Origin of the sequence: Paraburkholderia sp. CNPSo 3274 (assembly GCF_024206475.1) — a bacterium.
Classification (GTDB): Bacteria; Pseudomonadota; Gammaproteobacteria; order Burkholderiales; family Burkholderiaceae; genus Paraburkholderia.
This window is the reverse complement of the sequence record NZ_JAMBPR010000072.1, coordinates 15,023-32,932: the sequence shown is the minus strand read 5'-3', so window position 1 is coordinate 32,932 and position 17,910 is coordinate 15,023. Positions and strand designations below refer to the sequence as shown.

The following is a 17,910-nucleotide window of genomic DNA, read 5'->3' as shown; positions in this document are numbered from 1 at the left end:
CTACCTGGCTTGTGAGCGATGAGTGTTGTCAATATTTGGATGCAGAACTCCCCCTGGTTCAACGGTGTTGCTGCGAAGCGTGTATGCAATCACGAATGATGGCAACGGTCAGAACTGTGGAGCCAATTCAGGACCATATCGGCACCTTCGTCGACGGACTTACAACATGTGTCAATCAAGACGTCTGGATCTGTCGGCTCCTCATACGGGGAGTCGATGCCAGTGAAGCGCTGGATTGCGCCGCGCCTTGCCAGCCGATACAACCCTTTAGGGTCACGGGCCTCCGCCGCGGCTAAACTCGCGTGAACATGGATTTCGGCGAAATTATGGCTGCCCGCCGTAGACCGGGCGAGTTCCCTATCGCGGCGGAACGGCGAGATGAGGCATACCAACACTACGATGCCGGCGTCGGCCAATAATTTTGCGACCTCCGCGACGCGCCGTACGTTCTCGTGACGGTCTGCATCGGTAAAGCCAAGGTCTTTGCATAGACCAAGCCTGACGGAGTCGCCGTCAAGAATGTAGGTGAGTCGGCCGGCTGTATGGAGACGCGCCTCCACGGTGTCAGCAATAGCCGACTTTCCCGCGGCTGATAGGCCGGTAAACCAGAGAATGGCCGGTGTTTGCCGAAGCAAGCGTGCTCTTGCCTCCGGGGGAACCCGGAAGCCGTGCGCATACAACTCTGAAGTCGAAGGCTCATTCGCCATACTTGCCTACTTAGATCGGTGCGGTCGGGGTATGAGCTTGCGCTCACTTGTTGCGGCATTGCGGTGAAGATCCCAATTCATGCAACCCGAAAAGATTTCGGCTCGTCGACTGACGCCGATATCTCGTTTCTGCATGTCTTGGTGAATAGAAGACCATTGCACCAAACGTGTTCGACACCTCCCCATTCACACGCCGACGCAGCATCGGGGAAAAAGCCTCGTCCCAGGTGGTTGGCGCTGGTGTTGCACAGCAAGGGAAGGCCTGTGAGCTTCTCGTATTCGATTAGCAACTGCGCTACAGGGTGTTCGGATGACCTTGCAATGGTCTGCAATCGCGCAGAACCATCGAGATGCACGACGGCAGGTATCCTGTCCCGCCATTCGTCGCGTGTTTGATGATCGAACAGCATGTAGGGATCTGGAGTGCCTGGGAGAAATACAGCAGGCGCCCGGTCTTCAAGACATATGGGCGCCACAGGACGGAAATATTCCCGATGCTTGACATCGTTGAGAAGAGCCTTCATGCTCGGCGAAGTCGCAGCGGCGAGAATACTTCTCGCCCCAAGTGCTCGGGGGCCCAGCTCGGCGCGTCCGGCAAGGAAAACGACGGGCCTATTTTCGGCGAGAATATGTGCAAGTTCAGCTAGGGAACAAGGTGACGCCGACCAGCCGGCCGCTCGGTTGCCCGTTTTCATTGCGGGGCCGCTATATACCGACCACTCTAACGGCATGAAGCCCTCGTTCGCGGCTATTGCGCAGCATGCGGTGCCGATCGCCGAACCGCTGTCGTTCGGAAAGGGCGGAATCCAGGTAGCATCGAACAAGCCACTTGCGCGTAATGCACTGTTCCATTTGATATTGAGTCCGCATCCGCCGGATATGCACAGGTTGCGCGGCCCAGGAATACAATGGCGCCGCAGAGCCTTTTCCATTTCGCGGACGAGTAGGCGCTCGAGGAAAGTATGGAAAGAGGCGAGTACGTCTTCGGGAGGTTTAGCCTGCAGCTCCGGCACGCATGCGCGGAAGAAATTGCGTATCGCTGCGAGCGATGTACTCGGAAGGTGGAGATTCTGGCGATAGTTTCGCGCAAGTTCTGTGTCGCCTGCAAAGCGTTCAAGGTAAAGATGGCGAAATATAGCAACGATTTCTTCGTCGACTGACCCCAAGGCGATGTATGCCATTAGCTTTCCGGCCACTCCCAGGTCCCACTCCGCACCCGCCGCCTTTGCGTACGGCCCGAAATGATGTCCGGCCGCCGCATACATTTGACCGATGATGGGGAACAGCTGGTCAATGAGCCGCACGTCGTCGCGTCCTACATGGTACAACCGTGGCACCATGCCGCCATCCCACACCAGGCATAACGCAGGTTGCCCAAGTTGTGCGAACGGACTCGTGCAGTATGCGGCGGCGACATGGCCGGACACGTGAGGGTAGCTCGTGTACCGATATGACTTGCCACCGATCAGCAGCCCGGTGCCGTCGACCGAAGCCAGAAGATCGCCGTTTTTTCGTTCCGTATAGGGGGCACCCTCAAGGACGATTGGGGTGGGGCCGCTCAGCACCTGAAACTGCGACGTCACTTCGCCGTCCCAGCCGTCGATCACAAATTCGTCGATGTCGTCAGTCCGTAGACCGTGCTCGGCTAATGCGGTCTCAATTGCATCGAGGTTCCGTATATCGTGATATCTCGGATTGTTGTCCCGCTTCTCCTGTTCGATGCAAAAAACGAGCTTTCCATCTTCGACAACGGCGATTGCTGCGTCGTGTGTCAGCTTGAGGCCACAGATGCGCATGGTATCTTTCACCCTAGCAAGGGAAATCTGATTGATGGGAAAAATGCACTGCGTTCTGGAAGCGTGCGAGCAGGCAATCCTCATTGGACGACTGGCCGACGCACTCGACTCGCTCAATCTCGGTGAACCGTTCGTTTAGCATCTTCAGCACCGTTTCAGCACCAGCAATATGTCCCCAGCGTCGACAATTGGCGTCACGCGCTGAACCGAATATCAACTGGCCGTCAGGCGCGAGTACGCATGCCAGTTTGCGGATAGCATCCCGCACTTCGGCGATGTCGGCGAGATAGTAGAAAACCTCCGCGACTACGATCAGTTCGAACCGCTCTGCGCTGGAAAAGTGCTGGACGTCTGCAACGATCCAGTTCACGTTTGGCGGGTAATTTAGCCGCTTGCGTGTCCTCGCAAGCGCTTGCGGCATCACATCCATCACGGTGAGCCGCTGACAGTATGGCGCCAATTTCTCTGTGAACGCGCCGCCGGCACATCCGACCTCAAGAGCATGGGCAACGGGACCTTTAGAGAGCGATAATCGAAGCATGTGCATATGACGCTCATGCTCGAACGGATTACTGTCCAGTTGCCACGGATCGTCCGCGTCCAACTCCCGACGCAACAAGTCAAAATGCGTTACGTTTTTCAATTTAGCTTACCTGAGAGTGTGCGTTCAAATCTCGTTGCAGGACAGATCGAGGCGCTGACCGCATGTCCGGTCAGATGCAGGCGAGTCATAGCTCAGGGCCATTGCGTTCGATTTCAGTCCCGTGCGGCCACTCACTCATACCCCTATCAATCGGCATAATCACCGCCAGTACATCTTCAACACGTGTTGCCGGCAAATCGAGGTGAACGTTGGGAAGCGTTGAACGGACGCGAACCCCCGAGATGATCGTTCCCATTCCATGTCGACATAACCTGGTGAAGTGGTTCTTCAAAGCATGGCGGACGGTGCCGAATGCGAATGGCACGCGAAGCTCCTGCAATACAGGATACATCGCGCGAATGGATTGGCTGATTCCGAGCCCCTCTAGGTCTGGCCGCACTCCATACAGACCCAGTTCCGCCACCAGCACGTCGGTTGCGCCAACCTTGATGAAGCGGCGCAACGAACCCATGTGCGCCGCCACACCTTGCGAATCGTAGGCAATGGCGCGGAGTTCGGGCCTCGCCCCGGCCCAACTTCGACCGCCGTCGAACGGCTTTGCATTGAACGGTCCGGTTGGACCATACGTTATCCGGAAAAACTGGGCCAATTCGAGATGATCGGAAAGCTGGAGCTCATTCTCCCAGCACAGTTTCCACTGCACCTTTGAGGACATGGAAAGTTACCTTGTTCAGTTGCGTTTACGCGCAACCCGTGGCGTGCGATTGCCCAGAAGGCGGAAGCATCGCATTCTGGATTTTGCGCCAGTAGGAAACGCAAAGATCGTAAAATGAATCTTTAGATAGCAGACTTGTTAGAAGGATAGATTTGGTGCTGTTTCTATGGAAATGAACATGGGCGAACATGGGTCATGCGATCACGAGAAAGTCCATCTCACGCTGTTTCAAAAAATCTCTCATAGTGCCCGCGACTGAAGTGACCTTTCAACTCGTCGAAGTTGAGTACGGTTTGCTCCAGAGGCCGTACTTCCTGCCTTTGAAGCGCCGTCCTGTGAGAGCAGGGATGCACGGAAGTCCCAAGGAACGTCTGCACCGCTTCCATGCATCGGGCGGGGTCATCGAGGAGGTTTTCATAGTCTATTGAAAGCAGATTCTCTGGCGCAAAAGAGTCGACGACTTGACGATGAAAATCGTCTGCAGCTTTGAAGTAGGCTTCGCATAATTCAATAGTCAACGCGACCTGCGGAGGCGGAGCTGATCCATTGTCCGAACCGTACTTCAGCCATTCACCACTTTGTCTCGCTTGCACCAGGGATCGCAGAGATTCCAGCGTATTCCTGCGGACTACAAGCATCGCCTTCAGGCATGGCCACCGTGCCAATTCTTCAAAGAACCCGGGGCGTTCCAGAAATTGCGGCTGATTGATCTTGCAACCGATATGCGTGGCGTACGCCTTTCCCTTTTGGACCGGATAGCGAAGATAGGCAAGTTCGAGAAGTTCCCGATTGCTGCACCTAAACCGGTTGGTGTCAGGCCAATTGGTGTCGTGGGTGTTGAGCAACTCGCCATTGCTCAAAACGTTCGGATGAGCATTCAGCAGTTCTTCCAGATAGTGAGTGCCGGTTCTGGGCATCCCGAGAATCACGAATGGCTGAGTTTTCGGCATGAAGTGGGTCATGGCGTGCATTTAATTAGGTTGAAAGCGGTGGTTCGGATGTAGCCCCAGTCCGACGCTTATCACAAGACTGCTTCTGAGGCGCAACGCCGTCAGCGTCAAGACATCAGGCGGCGGCGGACCAGTGTCGCAGACAGGAAGAACGGCAGTATTGTGTAGACACAAAGCACGCAAAGATGCAGCCCCATGTCGCCGACCGGACGTGCAAGCATCGCCGGACGGATCAATTCAACGGAGTGGGCAAGCGGCAGGAACTGTGCAAGGTATTGAAGCGCGGCAGGCAGTTGGCGCACAGGGAAGACGACACCACTCAGGAACAACATGGGCGTAAGCACAAGCGTCTGGTAGAAAACGAAATAGTCATAACTCGGCGCGATTGCGACGAGTACCATTGCCACGCTCGCGAAAGCGAGGCCAGTGAGAAAAACGACAGGGATCACAGATACGATGCTCGAAAACGCCGCGTAACCGAGCGTCGCCGCAACCACCATCACGGCGGAGCCCGCGAGAAGGGCTTTTGTAGCGGCCCATGCCAATTCGCCAAGAATAACATCGCCAATTGTCAGTTGGGTGCAGAGCACGGCTTCCCACATGCGCTGAACTTGCATGCGAGCGAAGGCAGCGTAAATCGTTTCAAAAGTCGCTGAGGTCATGGCGCTTGTCGCAACCATTCCAGCCGCTAGGAACGCAATGTAAGGAGCGCCGTCGATGTGACCTATCATTATTCCGACGCCGAAGCCGAGACCAAACAGGTACATCATCGGGTCCGCCAGGTTGCCGAGAAGGGAGATAAGTGCCGCTTTTCTCCACGCCAGATAATTGCGCCGCCATACAGTGCGCCAGTTCCAAGCGTTGCCGGGTAGGGCAATCATAAACTCTTCGCGCATTATTCAATCCTTCATTTCTCGTCCGGTCAGCCGAAGAAAAACGTCCTCCAGGTTCGCGGGACGTTGCACAATACGCAGACCTGTGCGCTCGCGCAGTTGCGTGCACACCTGTTGTGGATCGGCCGTGTAGCAGAACAGTGCATCACCGCTTACCTCTGTACGCTGCGCAAACGGCATCAGCAGCGTTTTGAGTTCATGTGGGTTGCCGCCATATATCTCGAGAACGTGACTTCCAATCTGCTCGTGGATTAATGCATCAGGTGCCCCCTCAGCAATGGTGCGTCCTCTGTCGATTACACATAGCCGATCGCACAATCGCTCTGCCTCTTCCATGAAATGAGTAGTGAGAAGAATTGTTTTGCCGCGTGCGAGTAAACAGCGCAATCGATCCCAGATGAGGTGGCGCGCATGCGGATCTAGCCCAGTCGTCGGTTCGTCCATGACAATAAGTTGCGGATCGTTGATGAGCGCGCGTGCAATGGTTAGGCGGCGCTTCATCCCGCCCGATAACTCGGTGACGCGTGCGTGAGCCCTGTCCTCGAGGCGTGCGAACTGCAGCAAGGATGGAACCACCGCCTCGATTTCGCCTGTGCTCATCCCAAAGTAGCGCCCGAAGAGCTGCAGGTTCTCGCTCACACTAAAACCTGGCTCCAGGTTGTCGAATTGCGGAACGACACCTATGCGCCTGCGCGCCAGGCGTGCCCGCGCTGGCACCGGTTCTCCGAGGACGGTAATCACGCCTGCGTCAGGCAGCGCCATACCCAGCACCATTCGCGTGGTAGTGCTTTTGCCGGCACCATTAGGCCCGAGCAGACCGAAGCACTCGCCGGGTTCCACACGGAAGGACAATCCATCGACAGCAAGCTTACCGCCGTAGGATTTCCTTACACTCGAGAAGGTGATCGTTGCATTAGACATGGAGCCAGAACTGTATACAGACCACTGTTTAAGGAAGATTCCGCAGCGCGCGCGACGCTACGCATTACTCGCTCTTGGGAACACGGTGCTCGCCGCGGTCTTTGACGGCAGAACTGCGGGAAAGCCAGTCACTGTTGTCCAAGGTACATAGAGCGTATGCCTTTACAGGAAGCAGCAGCAAAAGATTGATGAGTGTGTGCACTGAAAATCCAAGAAATCGAAGCTCCTGGGCGCGAATGGCAGCAACGGAGCAGCGGACCATCGTCATTGAAGCAATAACGAAGCCTGCCTGCCAAGGAGCTGTGGCTGTGAGCACGATCTGCAGAAAGCCGGAGATCATTGAAATGGCGAGCAGCAGAGAGCCAATGTTCTGCGCTACCACATCAAGAGTTAGGTAGCGGTCAAGACGAGGCAAAAGGCGAAGGGCGAGCAGGGTGTCACGATAGGTGCTGCGCGCCCAGCGCAATTGCTGGCGCAGGTACGGTCGCAGCTTATCTGGAACCACGGTCGCGGCGACTGCATCTCGAACGTACTCCGTCCGATAGCCCGCCGCGAGCATGAGAATTGTCAGATGGCGATCTTCGCCGAAATCGCTGCGCTTGCCCCGGAACATTTGCGTTTCGTACTGGTCCAGCAGCAGAAGAAGCGCTGTGCGCCGGTATATTGCACACGGTCCGCAGCAGCACATCACAGCGCCAAAGCGCGCTTGAGCCGCGCGCTCCTCGTTGCACGCAAGCCAGTATTCCATATCGATCAGGCGGGTCAGCCACGTGTCGCGGCGATTGCTGGCTACCAATTGACCCATGGCTGCACCGACCGATGGGTCGCTCATTGTCAGCACGAGTTTCTTTACTGCGTCCGGCGCCAGAGTGGTGTCCGAGTCTACGTTAAGTATGAGCTCTGAGGTCGAAGAACGTATCGCGGCGATTTGCGCTTTGCGCTTTCCCACATTCTGTGGAAGAAGCAGGACATTGAATCGCGGATCATGCTCGTGCTCCCGATACACCACGTTCAACGCATCGCGGTTGGCGGATCCATCATCGACCACGTGAACCCTGATGGCGCCCGCGTAATCCTGGGCGCCAATCGAGTCGAGACACGCCCGTAGCGTTTCTGGGTTTTCGTTATAGCACGGGACGATGATGTCGATGTCCGGCAAATACTCGGTGTCGGATATCTTGATGCATGCAGGTGGGCCGCTAGTCGGCAGAGTGTGAAGAACCTGCGCGCTTTTATAGATGGCCGAAAGTGACGCGTATAATAGGACAGATGTCGTGTTGATTGCGGCAGGAATGTTCATCGGGGTCGGTGTGCTAGGAGACGTTGGGATTCTCAGTACAGGCCTGCCGGGAGCGATGGCGCGGGAGTCAGGCACGGTAATACCATCTAGGTTCACGCGCGATTCGAGGGGCAATTATTCTCGTGCATGTAGAGTTGGCGTTTCTTCATGGAGCAGGAAAGACGCTGTTATAGCGTGCGAGAAAAATGTCCAGTAACGTACCTCATGGTAGCGAGGTCGACAAAACGCTTCCATCGGCGTCGGCTGAAAGTCAGATCAGCCTACGCCTTCTTCGGGGTCAGTATTTCCTTAGTTCTAGCCATGATCGTCAGCGCGCAGACCACGCGCATACTTATCTATTGGTAAGACGTTTCTAATGGAGTATATCGTCCACTTGTCGAGCAGTTTGGGGTCAGAGATGCTCGTAAAGCGAGATTTTCCATTGAACTTACGGAAGTGAACTGATGACGAAGCCCCTTTCCTTCAATCCTAGAATCAGGCGCGATAGTGCTATGACAGTCTGCACGCGCGAAGCATCGCGATGATGCAAGTCGCACTCTTCGGGAGGAGCCCCGTCGTGCAGCAGTACTATCGAGCCGGGCAGAACGGATGTCAGTACAGAATCGACAATCGCCTCGGCACCCGGACGGGACCAATCTCGTGGATCTACCGACCAGTGGAGTGACATTAATCCCGCTTTCATGGATTCGGAGGTAACGTCGTTCGTCCATTTGCCATACGGCGCGCGCATATATCGCACCGCTGCCGCTGGGCAAGCACGCTGGATAAGCGCGTTCGCTTCTGCTATCTCGTGCCGTATTTGACCTGGCTCACATTTCGACAAATCCCGATGGGAGAGGCTGTGATTCGCGACATCGTGGCCTTCCGAGACCATGCGCCGGATCAGTTCCGGATACTCAGCCGCGTAGGCACCGAGTACACAGAAGGTTGCCGGTACCCGTTGCCGCGCAAGCAGATCTAGTATTTTCGGGGTCCATATCGGGTGTGGTCCGTCGTCAAAGGTAAGGTAAACCTTACGCAAACCGTTACGTTCGCGCTCGTTTGGCACTTCCGCAATAGATTGCAGCATTTCACAATCGCTCAGTCTTCTCATGGTCTTCCACTTATCTTTGGATGAGTCGCCGTCTGCCTTGGAACCAGCCACAGTCGCAATCGCGAAATGCCGCGTGGTAGCTCAATATCTGGGAGTGGATGTCGAGAGTTGTTCAGTACAACGACATGAATACTCATATCAATGACTTGCATGTCAAGCTGAATTGCCGTAACTTTGCGGTACCTCAGTTAATTTGTACAATCGATTCTGTCGATGTGCTTCATCCATAACGCGGATTATTAAAAATGCGCTTCAAAGGCCTCGATCTGAATCTTCTCGTCGCGTTGGACGCATTGATGGCGAAGCGTAACGTCACGCTTGCTGCACGCGATATCAATTTGAGTCAACCTGCCATGAGCGCTGCGGTGTCGCGGTTACGAGACTATTTTCGCGACGACCTCTTCGTGATGAGAGGCCGAGAGTTTGTGCCCACGTCACGAGCGATAGAGCTTGCCGGACCGGTGCGGGAGGCTCTATCGCATATCCAGCTTTCCATCATCTCGCGCGACGTTTTCCAGCCGGCCAAGTCGGATCGCCGGTTCAGGGTCTGCCTCTCTGATTTCATGACGCTCGTCTATTTCCAGAAGGTCATTAAGCGCGTTGCACGCGAGGCTCCCGCGGTCAGTTTCGAATTGATTTTCCCAGACGACGAGCCTGGGGATTTGCTGCGGCGTGGCGACGCCGATTTTTTGATTCTGCCCGATCTATTCCTGCCGGATACTCACCCGAAAGCGCCGCTCTTCGACGAGAAGCTCGTGTGTGTAGGCTGTCCCGCCAACAAGCAGTTGTCGGAGCAGCTTCCGCTTGACCGGTATATGTCCATGGGACACGTGACGGTGAGGTTCGGGCGGGCACGCAGGCCTACGATCGAAGAGTTTTTCCTACTAGATCTCGGTCTCAAACGGCGCGAAGAGGTCGTCGTCCCGACCTTTCACCTCATTCCGGCGGTGCTATCGGGTACCCGTCGCATTGCGACGATCCCATTAAGGCTTGCCAGGCATCTCGGGGAGGCCTCTCCTCTGCGGATCGCCGAAGTACCGCTCCCGCTATCCACTTTTACTGAGGCTATCCAATGGCCTGCGCTGCATAGCGGTGATCCTGCAAGTATCTGGATGCGCGAGCTATTGCTGGAGGAGGCGCAAAGTCTTGTTTAGAGGCGGTTTCATAAAGACTGTTGAGCCCGCTGAAGGATGTTCCAGCAGATCAGGCAACAGCCGAGTTTGAGAAACGTTTCATGAATGTCGGCGCGACGTTCGAAGCAAATACGTAGACGGCGGAAGTTGTGCAACCAGGCATGTGTACGTTCGACGACGGATCTTTCCACGGCCACTGCCGTGGGGGAGGCCGCGTCGCGCGATGCTGGTGGGAATGCTGCGCCCGTGAAGAATGCGTCGGTATTTGTCGTGGTCATAACCCCGGTCAGCGTAGGCGCGGCCGGGACGGCTCAAAGGCCTCCCACGCACGCCGCTAATCGGTACGATGGCCTCAATCAGCGGAACAAGTTGGGTGGCGTCGTTACGATTGGCGCCAGTCAGGATTGCCGCGATCGGTGTTCCGTGGGCGTCGGTGGCGAGGTGGTGCTTGGATCCTGATCGCGCTCGATCAGTGGGATTCGGGCCAGTTTTCGCCGGCCCCAACTGCGCGAATCGACGACGAGTCGACGACCACGCGCGAGAAATCGATCTTGTCGACCGCCCTCAACTTCGCCAGGATGCGTAGCCTGCGCCAACAACTGACGCCGGAGCCGCCCCCCATCTCGGCTGGCAAATCTCGCAAGCGGATACCGGTCTTCAGCACGAACAAGATGCCGGTCAGCACAGCCCGATCCGGTACCGGTTTGCGGGCCCGGATGCTTGAAGCGCCGTGGCTTCGCTGGTGGTAGCAGTGGCTCGATCAGTGCCCACAGTTCGTCGTCGATGATTGGTTTGCCCATCTCCTCGATCCTGTTGATACGACGATCGAGGTCAACGGGTTACGTTACGAGTTAACAGCCCCTATGAACTCTTTTGAAACCGTCTCTTAGGGTGATGTCATGTGTACTGCTATTCGGCGAGCCCACGCTTTCGGCCAGCGTGTATCGGAAATCGCGCAACGTCGCGCGAATTGCCCTGTCGATTTCTTCCTCCGATGCGCCGCGATAGCGGAAGCGTGCGAGGATGTTGCTAGAGCGGCGGGAACCGTTGAATAAGTGACGTCTCACCGGGAAGATAGCTTCGTAAAGCCCCGGGATAGCGTTCGGCAATTGTGCGTCGACGAATATCTTGCCGACGGGCTCTGGCAGCATCAAGAATCCACCGCGTGTGGGCGAGGTTGACGCGACTGACGCCGCCTGCGCCCGTGCGGCGAACCGCGCCTCGTCACCTGATTGGTGGGTGACCCAGAGGTCGAAGAGGTCGACGCCGTACAATTCATGGAAAAGAAAGGGGATTTCCCCGCTGCCGACACGGGCACCGACTTCCAGAAAATAGAATCCGTCGCAAGCTCCGATTATCTCGAGATGAAACGGTCCATTACTCAAGGCGAGCGCTTTCAGGCATGCCGTCGCAAATTCAAGCACAGCATCATTGAGCGGCCCCGGGTCGAGCATCACCGAGCCTAGGGGTTTTCCTTGTGCAAACTGAAGACGGGTGTTGATGTAGCGGGACGCGCGCGCAATTACCCATGTGTTGTCTCGCACGAAACCGTCAACGTGATAGACGGGCCCTTCGATGTACTCCTCGCACTCATACTCAACCAGCGGTAGTGTCGGCCACAACATATCCAAGCGCGTACGGGTGTCGATGAGCCGTACGTCTAGGCTTGCGGCTGCGGTACGTGGCTTTACAATGATCGGAAAGCGCATTACAGGGGACGAATTTGCTTTCGCAAAGGCCACATCTTCCAACGCTGCAACGCGTGGCACACGCAGGCCCGCGGCAGCAACGGTATGCTTCATAACGGCCTTGTCACGAAAGCGGACGACGGTATCGTGAAGGTCGCCAGGTATATTGAACGAATTGCGCAGTCGCGCGGCCTTCAGAAGGTCGAATTCGGACAATGCGATCAGCCTGTCGATGCCGCCGAGCGCCGCTTGACAGGAGGTCATCGCCTTATGCAGCGCGTCTTCATCGAGGATGTCGGATAGCTCTTCGACGTGCGCGGTTTGAGAGGTGTCGAGCGCAGCCGCGCCGTTCGGCGTGCAGATATAAGCGACGTTATTCGCCGCATGATCGATGTAGCGATGGTAAGCTGCAAAGCCGTCAGACCAGCGGTTAAGCACGACTATGCGGCTACGCGGGGCGGGGTTGTTGGTTGTCATGAAGGGCAAACCGTTCAGATATCTTTACAGGCCCGGCGGGATCCGAGCGTTCTCAGCGCTTCGGCAAGGCGCAAATCAAGGGTCGGGCGATCTGGCGCGATGAACAGCACATGGCCGACACGGCCGCTCATCGCCACTCGCAGTGGCACTGTGCCGCCGATATGAGAATGGACCTCCACCTCCTGGAAACCTGGTATGGCGCGAACGCGTTCGACGGCGGCCGCGTCGCCTACAGGTGTGAAGAACCGTACGCCGCTAACACACACGGCAGGTTTTGCATCGGCGTCGGGGGCTGGCTCGGGATCGCCGAGGTGGCTGCGTATCGCTATTTCCGGCAGAGAGATTGACCTGCTGAGTTCGATCAGCCGATAGATGCGATCACCTCCGAGGCAGGCCGCGATCTTGATCAGCACCGGACCGTCACGTGTTATGCGCACTTTGGCGTGGAAAACACCGACGGTCAGTCCAATCTGCGCCGCGGCGTGCTCGACGTAATTGACGAGCGCGGCTCCTTGGTCCGCGGTCAAAGAGGCTTCGACAAAGTGGCCCAATTTTGTGAAATTCTGCTCTGCGCCCAAGAGATTTTCGGTTACTGCGACGACGCGGGGTCCGTGCTGGCTGCCGACGTAGCCTTCGACGCAGTACTCTGGGCCTTCCAGATACTGTTCAAGGAGCAACACGTTGCCGGTCTTATGGTCGATATCGACAACGCCGTGATGCATTGCGCAATCGACCGCAAGTTGCAACTGGGAAAGAGAATCGACGTACGTCACATGCATGCCTCCGCCGCGGACAGGCTTGAGGACGGCTGGAAAACCTACGTGTAAAGCGGCTGTCATGACGTCGCGGTGATGTGCGATGAGGGCGAACACAGGAACCGCCAGTGCGGCGGCGGCGAGATGCATGCGGCTGAGTGTTTATCGCGCGTGAGTGCTGCCGCTTCCGGCTGCAAATGTGGAAGACCGTGGAGCGCCGCTGATTCAGCTGCTACGCCTGTTGCGTATTCGCAACCGGGTACGATCGCATCGACGCCGATGGCGCATGCGGCGACCGCCACGGCGTTCGGCGAGGCAGTGTCTACCATCGTGTACGGCACCGTAGCGGCCTGCAGTTTGCGTGACAGGGGGGGCTCATCGCAGTTGGCCGAAAACACGTGGGTGGCCACGCCAAGGCGCACAGCTGAGGCGACAAGCGCGGTCCCGGACGAACGCGGCTCAATCACGATGATGGCGGTCATTTGAATGCTGCCTGTTCTGTGCCGGGTTCCGGCCGGGGTAGGGTCGCGACACGCAACTCTTCGAAATACTCGTGAATCATTCCGACAAAGTTGTTCAAATAGATCTCTGCTTTCCCCATTCCGCCCCAGCCGCCGATCGCGAGCTTCAGAGCGATCCATGTGGAGTCTTCCAAGCTGCGCGATTCGGCGTACTCAATGTGGCTGAGCGTACCTTTTACGTAGTCGTGCCCGAATGCGCGCGCGGCTGATTCCGCGATGACCTTGTTGTAGCGGCCCGAATACCATGCCTGCAACCAGCTCCAGAGCATCGTAGGGAGGGGGCCATCGCGGACGATGCTGAAGTAGAGATATCCGATTAGCTTGTCTGTACTATTGAATGGTCTAATGCTGTCCACGCTTGCTGCGGTCAGGCCGAACCGCTCGAGGTCATGCAGAAGATGGCATTCTTGCCCATATTCTTGTGCGAGGTGCTGCGCGAGCATCTGCGCGAGCGAGTTATCCTCGCGGCCGATTTTGTAAAGCGCGAACGCGCCTACTTCGTTGTTGAGCCGGATGCGTAACACGGTTTCGACGAGATGGCGGCGATAGTACTCACTGTCGATCCAGTCGCCGCGGTGGAACGCAACGGTTTCCGGCGAAATCGCGAGTATCTGGTCCATGGCGTGCTTGGCAAGCGCCTCGAAGCGAACCCGATCGTTGGGTGTATTCATGTGATCTCCAGATAAGATGAGAAGGAGCGAACGCGGCGCGCTGGGTTGCGGGTCGGCGGCGCATGAACCGGAGACACGAATTCTCGTCGCACGAAGCAATGGTGACTCCCTCGGATTGCGAAAGTCGCCACGCCTGGCCTCGAAGCTGCGCACCGGTCGTTGTGCGACGAGAAGGCGTTGAAGGCCGACCGCTCTCGGGCGGCCCCAAATTGGGTCGCTCTTTGCAGAGCGGTCTGCTTTGGCAAACGCCATCGCATCGAAATGATTTCTGTCAACCGACAACTGGCCCAATCGTCTCCTTAAACACAGCGAATACTTTTTGCAACACGTATCTAGGCATCATTCTCATTCGTTTTTTGCTCACCCATGCTCTCTACGTGGGCGACGGAAGGATACTAACTGCAGCGGTATGCGTGGTATAAGCTGATAATGTTTATGTTTGAATGAGGGAAATTGATGATTCGCGATCTAGACAGCACGCTACTGCGTACGTTCGTGACGGTAGTGGAAGCCGGCAGTGTGAGCAATGCTGCCATGGAGCTACATCGTACACAGGCTGCCGTCAGCATGGCCCTTCGGCGGCTCGAAGACGCAGTCGGCCAGCGCCTCCTTGAACGTTCCCCGCGCGGCGTGAAGCCGACCTCTGCGGGCAACGTTCTGTTGCCGTATGCACACAAGCTGCTCGAAATTGGCCTTGCGGCCCGTTCCGCCCTTACTTCGGGTGAAGTTGCGGGCACCGTGAAAATCGGAATTCCCGAGGACATCGCAATGAGTCACCTCCGCCATGCACTGCGGCAATTTTCGACATTGTTTCCTGATGTAGCCCTGGAGATCGTCGTTGATGCGAGTCCGGCCTTATCGCAGCGGCTCATGAGCAACACACTCGATTTCGCGATTGGTGATCCAGCTCTGATCCCCGCGGAACCGCTCGTCACCTGGCGACATCCCCTTCGCTGGGCGGTTGCGCGCACGCGCAACGATAATCTCGGAGACGGTCCGCTGCCGATTGTTGCATTCGGCGGTGCATGCCGGTGGCAGGAGAGCTATTTTGCCACGTTGCTTGAAGCAGGTATCGCTTGGCGCGTGGCCTGCAAAAGCACGAGCCTCTCTGCGGTTCAGTCGGCCGTTGAGGCTGGGCTCGGCGTTGCGCTGCTTCTGGACTGGCAGGTGCGCCGCGATACGATGCGTGCGATCGATCACCGTGCAGTGGGGTTGCCGCTGCCGCCGGTGGCGGAATTCGGTCTCTTTAGTCCTGGGCGCTTAGAAGACCGCTCGTCTGCGGCCAACGCACTTCAGCGTTTTCTTTTCCGTTCGCTGCAACTGAGTACTCTTGGAGACAGTGCACACGACGGAGCGTCAGCAGGCTTGCCACCGCGTGCTTCAAACTGATGAGCCTCTGAGACAAACGCGTCGAAGGGCCGAACTTCGGCGCGCCAAATGGAGGTGCAGACGATAACGTCCTGTTTTTTGAATCCAGCATTAACGCAAAGTGACGCGTATTCTCTAATTCACGCGCAGTCCTGCTATTTCCTCACAAATCAAGTGCGCGACTCATACATTTAAACATAGACTGCCGCACAGATCTAATTTTGTCGCAAAACCTACGTTTTTTTTCGGTAGTATCCCATCTGCGCACAAAGATACCTCGTGTTCTTTGTCACATTTCTGACGCCGCGACTGCGATTGTGTCGTCTCTGTCTGCTTTTGTCGGATTTCGTGCCCGTTGCGGCAAGAATTCACCGTGGCTTGCGCAAATGTAGCGCCGCCATTCATTGTGTTGGGACCCGGGTCCCGCGGCGCTAACGTGCAATTTCCGGAGTTCAGATTTATGTCGCATCTCGATGTCAATGAGAGTCATCTCAATTTTGATGTGGTCTACGAAGTAGTAAAGACGTTGACCTCGTCACGAGATACCGAAAGGACGTTGGAGACATCTTTGCGTTACCTCTCATATGCGTGCGGATGGCGCTCCGCGTTTATTGCGGTCGCTGAGCCAGACGGCCATCTGGGCGGCCTGTGTGGCACGGGGTTGTCAGCGGGCTGGCGTGAACGTCTGCGTTTCCTGCCCAATGAGGGGGTATTGGGGCGAATACACACCAACGACTCGGCTGTGGTGGTGGCGAGACTGCGTGATGAACCACTCTTCGTGGACAGCATCGAGATGTTTGACGGATTGGAAGGTGAGCATGTGGCACTGCTCGGGGCGTCGATCAGGTATGAAGGGCGTCCGCTCGGCGTACTTGTTGCGTTCTGCGAGAATACGGACGGACAGCGCGTCTTTGCTAGCGACCTCCAACTCATGAAGGTCGTCGCGGCGTCGATGGGCCAGGCACTTCTGCTTGATGGTGCGTCGGGGCAGATGCACCAAACCGCGCGACAGGAGATGAGACGAGCGGTCTATGCTGACCAGACTTCGTATCGTATCGACAATGTGCTCGGAGAATCTGCCCCTATGCAACGCGTCTTTTCGCAGGTTCATCAAGTAGCGCCTACGCGGACGACGGTGCTTTTGCGCGGCGAGAGCGGAACTGGAAAGGAGCTGATCGCGCGCGCGATTTATGGGTTATCGCCCCGCAAGGACCAGCCGTTCATCTCAGTGAACTGTGCGGCGCTCACTGAAACACTGCTAGAAAGCGAATTGTTCGGCCATGAGAAGGGAGCGTTTACCGGTGCGCAATATCAACGCAAAGGGCGTTTTGAAGTGGCACACGGCGGGACACTTTTCCTCGACGAGATCGGCGACATTTCGCCTTCGTTCCAAGCCAAATTGTTGCGGGTTTTGCAGGAGCGAGAGTTCGAACGGGTGGGTGGCACCACCCTGGTAAGAGTCGACGTTAGGCTGATCGTCGCCACGAACCGCAACCTCGAACAAATGGTGAAGGCGGGGGAATTTCGTGCGGATCTCTACTACCGCATCAACGTCGTGAGTATCCTTTTGCCGCCGCTGCGCGAACGCCGTGAGGAAATTCCGGCAATGGCGCAGCACTTTCTGGACCGCTTTAACCGCGACAATCGTCGATCTTTGCATTTCAATGAACAAGCGTTTCGGGTTCTGTCCAGCTGCTACTGGCCTGGCAATGTGCGCGAGCTGGAAAATTGCGTTGAGCGTACCGCGACCATGGCGGATCACGACACGATAGATCGATTTTCCTTTCTGTGCGAGAGAGGCCGTTGCCTCACCAAAGAACTGCATTACATCGAACGAGAAGACGCTGTGCGTCCTGCCCGCACATTGGACGCTACAAACAGTGAAGTGCCGAATGCCCTGTCGAGCGTAAGTGCCGGTGATTGGAATGAGGGTAGCTTCGAGACGCGAAGCGGTAGCGACATGCCGGGGAGCGAGCGGGAACAGCTTGTGTGGGCAATGGAGCGCTGTGGATGGGTACAAGCGAAGGCCGCACGACTCCTACATATCACGCCGCGGCAGATCGGCTACGCACTGCGTAAACACGGGATCAAGCTGCGCCGCTTCTGACGGCCGCGGCGGTTGCGCGCATGCACTTGGAGAGACTGGGCGAGAAGACTACCGGCAGGCAGGCTCTTGCCTGTCGGATCACTGTAGTGATTGGTTGAACTTCTTCAACGCAGGTAACAAGAACGACAAATCTGGCTTCGGCATAGCGCCGCTATGACCGCTAACTTGGGCTGCGATGGTGGTACGCAATTTGCCTGCAGTCGTGGACTTC

The 17,910-nt window shown here is 56.6% G+C and carries 16 protein-coding genes and 1 pseudogene; 3 read left to right on the top strand and 14 right to left on the bottom strand.

Annotated features, from left to right (window positions below; all coding sequences use genetic code 11):
• Positions 1-89 precede the first annotated feature (89 nt).
• From cysC to nodB, 9 genes are all read right to left on the bottom strand, one after another.
• Positions 90-707, bottom strand: a complete 618-nt coding sequence (cysC, locus tag M3I54_RS34940; protein WP_254316866.1) for an adenylyl-sulfate kinase — start codon at positions 705-707, stop codon at positions 90-92.
• A gap of 77 nt (positions 708-784) precedes the next feature.
• Positions 785-2,503, bottom strand: a complete 1,719-nt coding sequence (gene nodU / locus M3I54_RS34935; RefSeq protein WP_254316865.1) for a nodulation protein NodU — start codon at positions 2,501-2,503, stop codon at positions 785-787.
• 13 nt (positions 2,504-2,516) lie between these two features.
• Positions 2,517-3,146 carry a nodulation methyltransferase NodS gene (nodS, locus tag M3I54_RS34930; RefSeq protein WP_254344029.1) on the bottom strand — a complete coding sequence of 210 codons (630 nt, stop codon included), beginning with the start codon at positions 3,144-3,146 and terminating at the stop codon, positions 2,517-2,519.
• 85 nt (positions 3,147-3,231) lie between these two features.
• The gene (locus M3I54_RS34925) at positions 3,232-3,822 is read right to left on the bottom strand and encodes a NodA family N-acyltransferase (protein ID WP_254316863.1); all 591 of its coding nucleotides are present in this window, start codon (positions 3,820-3,822) and stop codon (positions 3,232-3,234) included.
• 218 nt (positions 3,823-4,040) lie between these two features.
• Positions 4,041-4,772, bottom strand: coding sequence for a sulfotransferase (locus tag M3I54_RS34920; RefSeq protein WP_254316862.1), 732 nt, complete (start codon positions 4,770-4,772; stop codon positions 4,041-4,043).
• A 107-nt stretch (positions 4,773-4,879) separates the two neighbouring features.
• Positions 4,880-5,668, bottom strand: a complete 789-nt coding sequence (locus M3I54_RS34915) for an ABC transporter permease (RefSeq protein WP_254316861.1) — start codon at positions 5,666-5,668, stop codon at positions 4,880-4,882.
• Positions 5,669-5,671: 3 nt separating this feature from the next.
• Positions 5,672-6,586 carry a nodulation factor ABC transporter ATP-binding protein NodI gene (gene nodI, locus M3I54_RS34910; RefSeq protein WP_254316860.1) on the bottom strand — a complete coding sequence of 305 codons (915 nt, stop codon included), beginning with the start codon at positions 6,584-6,586 and terminating at the stop codon, positions 5,672-5,674.
• Between the two features lie 64 nt (positions 6,587-6,650).
• On the bottom strand, positions 6,651-7,886 hold the full coding sequence (gene nodC / locus M3I54_RS34905; RefSeq protein ID WP_133189682.1) for a chitooligosaccharide synthase NodC: 1,236 nt from the start codon (positions 7,884-7,886) through the stop codon (positions 6,651-6,653).
• Positions 7,887-8,313: 427 nt separating this feature from the next.
• A complete protein-coding gene (nodB, locus tag M3I54_RS34900; protein WP_254344028.1) occupies positions 8,314-8,979 on the bottom strand; it encodes a chitooligosaccharide deacetylase NodB in 666 nt (221 codons plus the stop codon).
• A gap of 245 nt (positions 8,980-9,224) precedes the next feature.
• Here nodB and M3I54_RS34895 point away from each other — a divergent pair, with 245 nt between their 5' ends.
• Positions 9,225-10,133, top strand: a complete 909-nt coding sequence (locus M3I54_RS34895) for a LysR family transcriptional regulator (protein WP_133189678.1) — start codon at positions 9,225-9,227, stop codon at positions 10,131-10,133.
• 8 nt (positions 10,134-10,141) lie between these two features.
• Here M3I54_RS34895 and M3I54_RS34890 read toward each other — a convergent pair.
• From M3I54_RS34890 to M3I54_RS34870, 5 genes and pseudogenes are all read right to left on the bottom strand, one after another.
• Positions 10,142-10,912: pseudogene (locus M3I54_RS34890) on the bottom strand (IS5 family transposase).
• Between the two features lie 51 nt (positions 10,913-10,963).
• The gene (locus M3I54_RS34885; RefSeq protein WP_254344027.1) at positions 10,964-12,277 is read right to left on the bottom strand and encodes an acetyl-CoA carboxylase biotin carboxylase subunit family protein; all 1,314 of its coding nucleotides are present in this window, start codon (positions 12,275-12,277) and stop codon (positions 10,964-10,966) included.
• Between the two features lie 14 nt (positions 12,278-12,291).
• The gene (locus M3I54_RS34880) at positions 12,292-13,050 is read right to left on the bottom strand and encodes an ATP-grasp domain-containing protein (protein ID WP_254344026.1); all 759 of its coding nucleotides are present in this window, start codon (positions 13,048-13,050) and stop codon (positions 12,292-12,294) included.
• Between the two features lie 62 nt (positions 13,051-13,112).
• The gene (locus M3I54_RS34875) at positions 13,113-13,514 is read right to left on the bottom strand and encodes a hypothetical protein (protein WP_254344025.1); all 402 of its coding nucleotides are present in this window, start codon (positions 13,512-13,514) and stop codon (positions 13,113-13,115) included.
• Entirely contained in the window at positions 13,511-14,224 is a 714-nt protein-coding gene (locus M3I54_RS34870) for a hypothetical protein (protein ID WP_133189674.1), read from the bottom strand. The genes M3I54_RS34875 and M3I54_RS34870 overlap by 4 nt, the downstream gene beginning before the upstream one ends.
• Positions 14,225-14,680: 456 nt before the next feature.
• Here M3I54_RS34870 and M3I54_RS34865 point away from each other — a divergent pair, with 456 nt between their 5' ends.
• Together M3I54_RS34865 and nifA are read left to right on the top strand one after the other, a co-directional pair.
• Positions 14,681-15,613 carry a LysR family transcriptional regulator gene (locus M3I54_RS34865; RefSeq protein ID WP_254344024.1) on the top strand — a complete coding sequence of 311 codons (933 nt, stop codon included), beginning with the start codon at positions 14,681-14,683 and terminating at the stop codon, positions 15,611-15,613.
• A 439-nt stretch (positions 15,614-16,052) separates the two neighbouring features.
• Positions 16,053-17,699 (top strand): nif-specific transcriptional activator NifA, encoded by a 1,647-nt coding sequence (nifA, locus tag M3I54_RS34860; RefSeq protein WP_254344022.1) that lies wholly within the window; start codon positions 16,053-16,055, stop codon positions 17,697-17,699.
• The last annotated feature ends 211 nt before the right edge of the window (positions 17,700-17,910 follow it).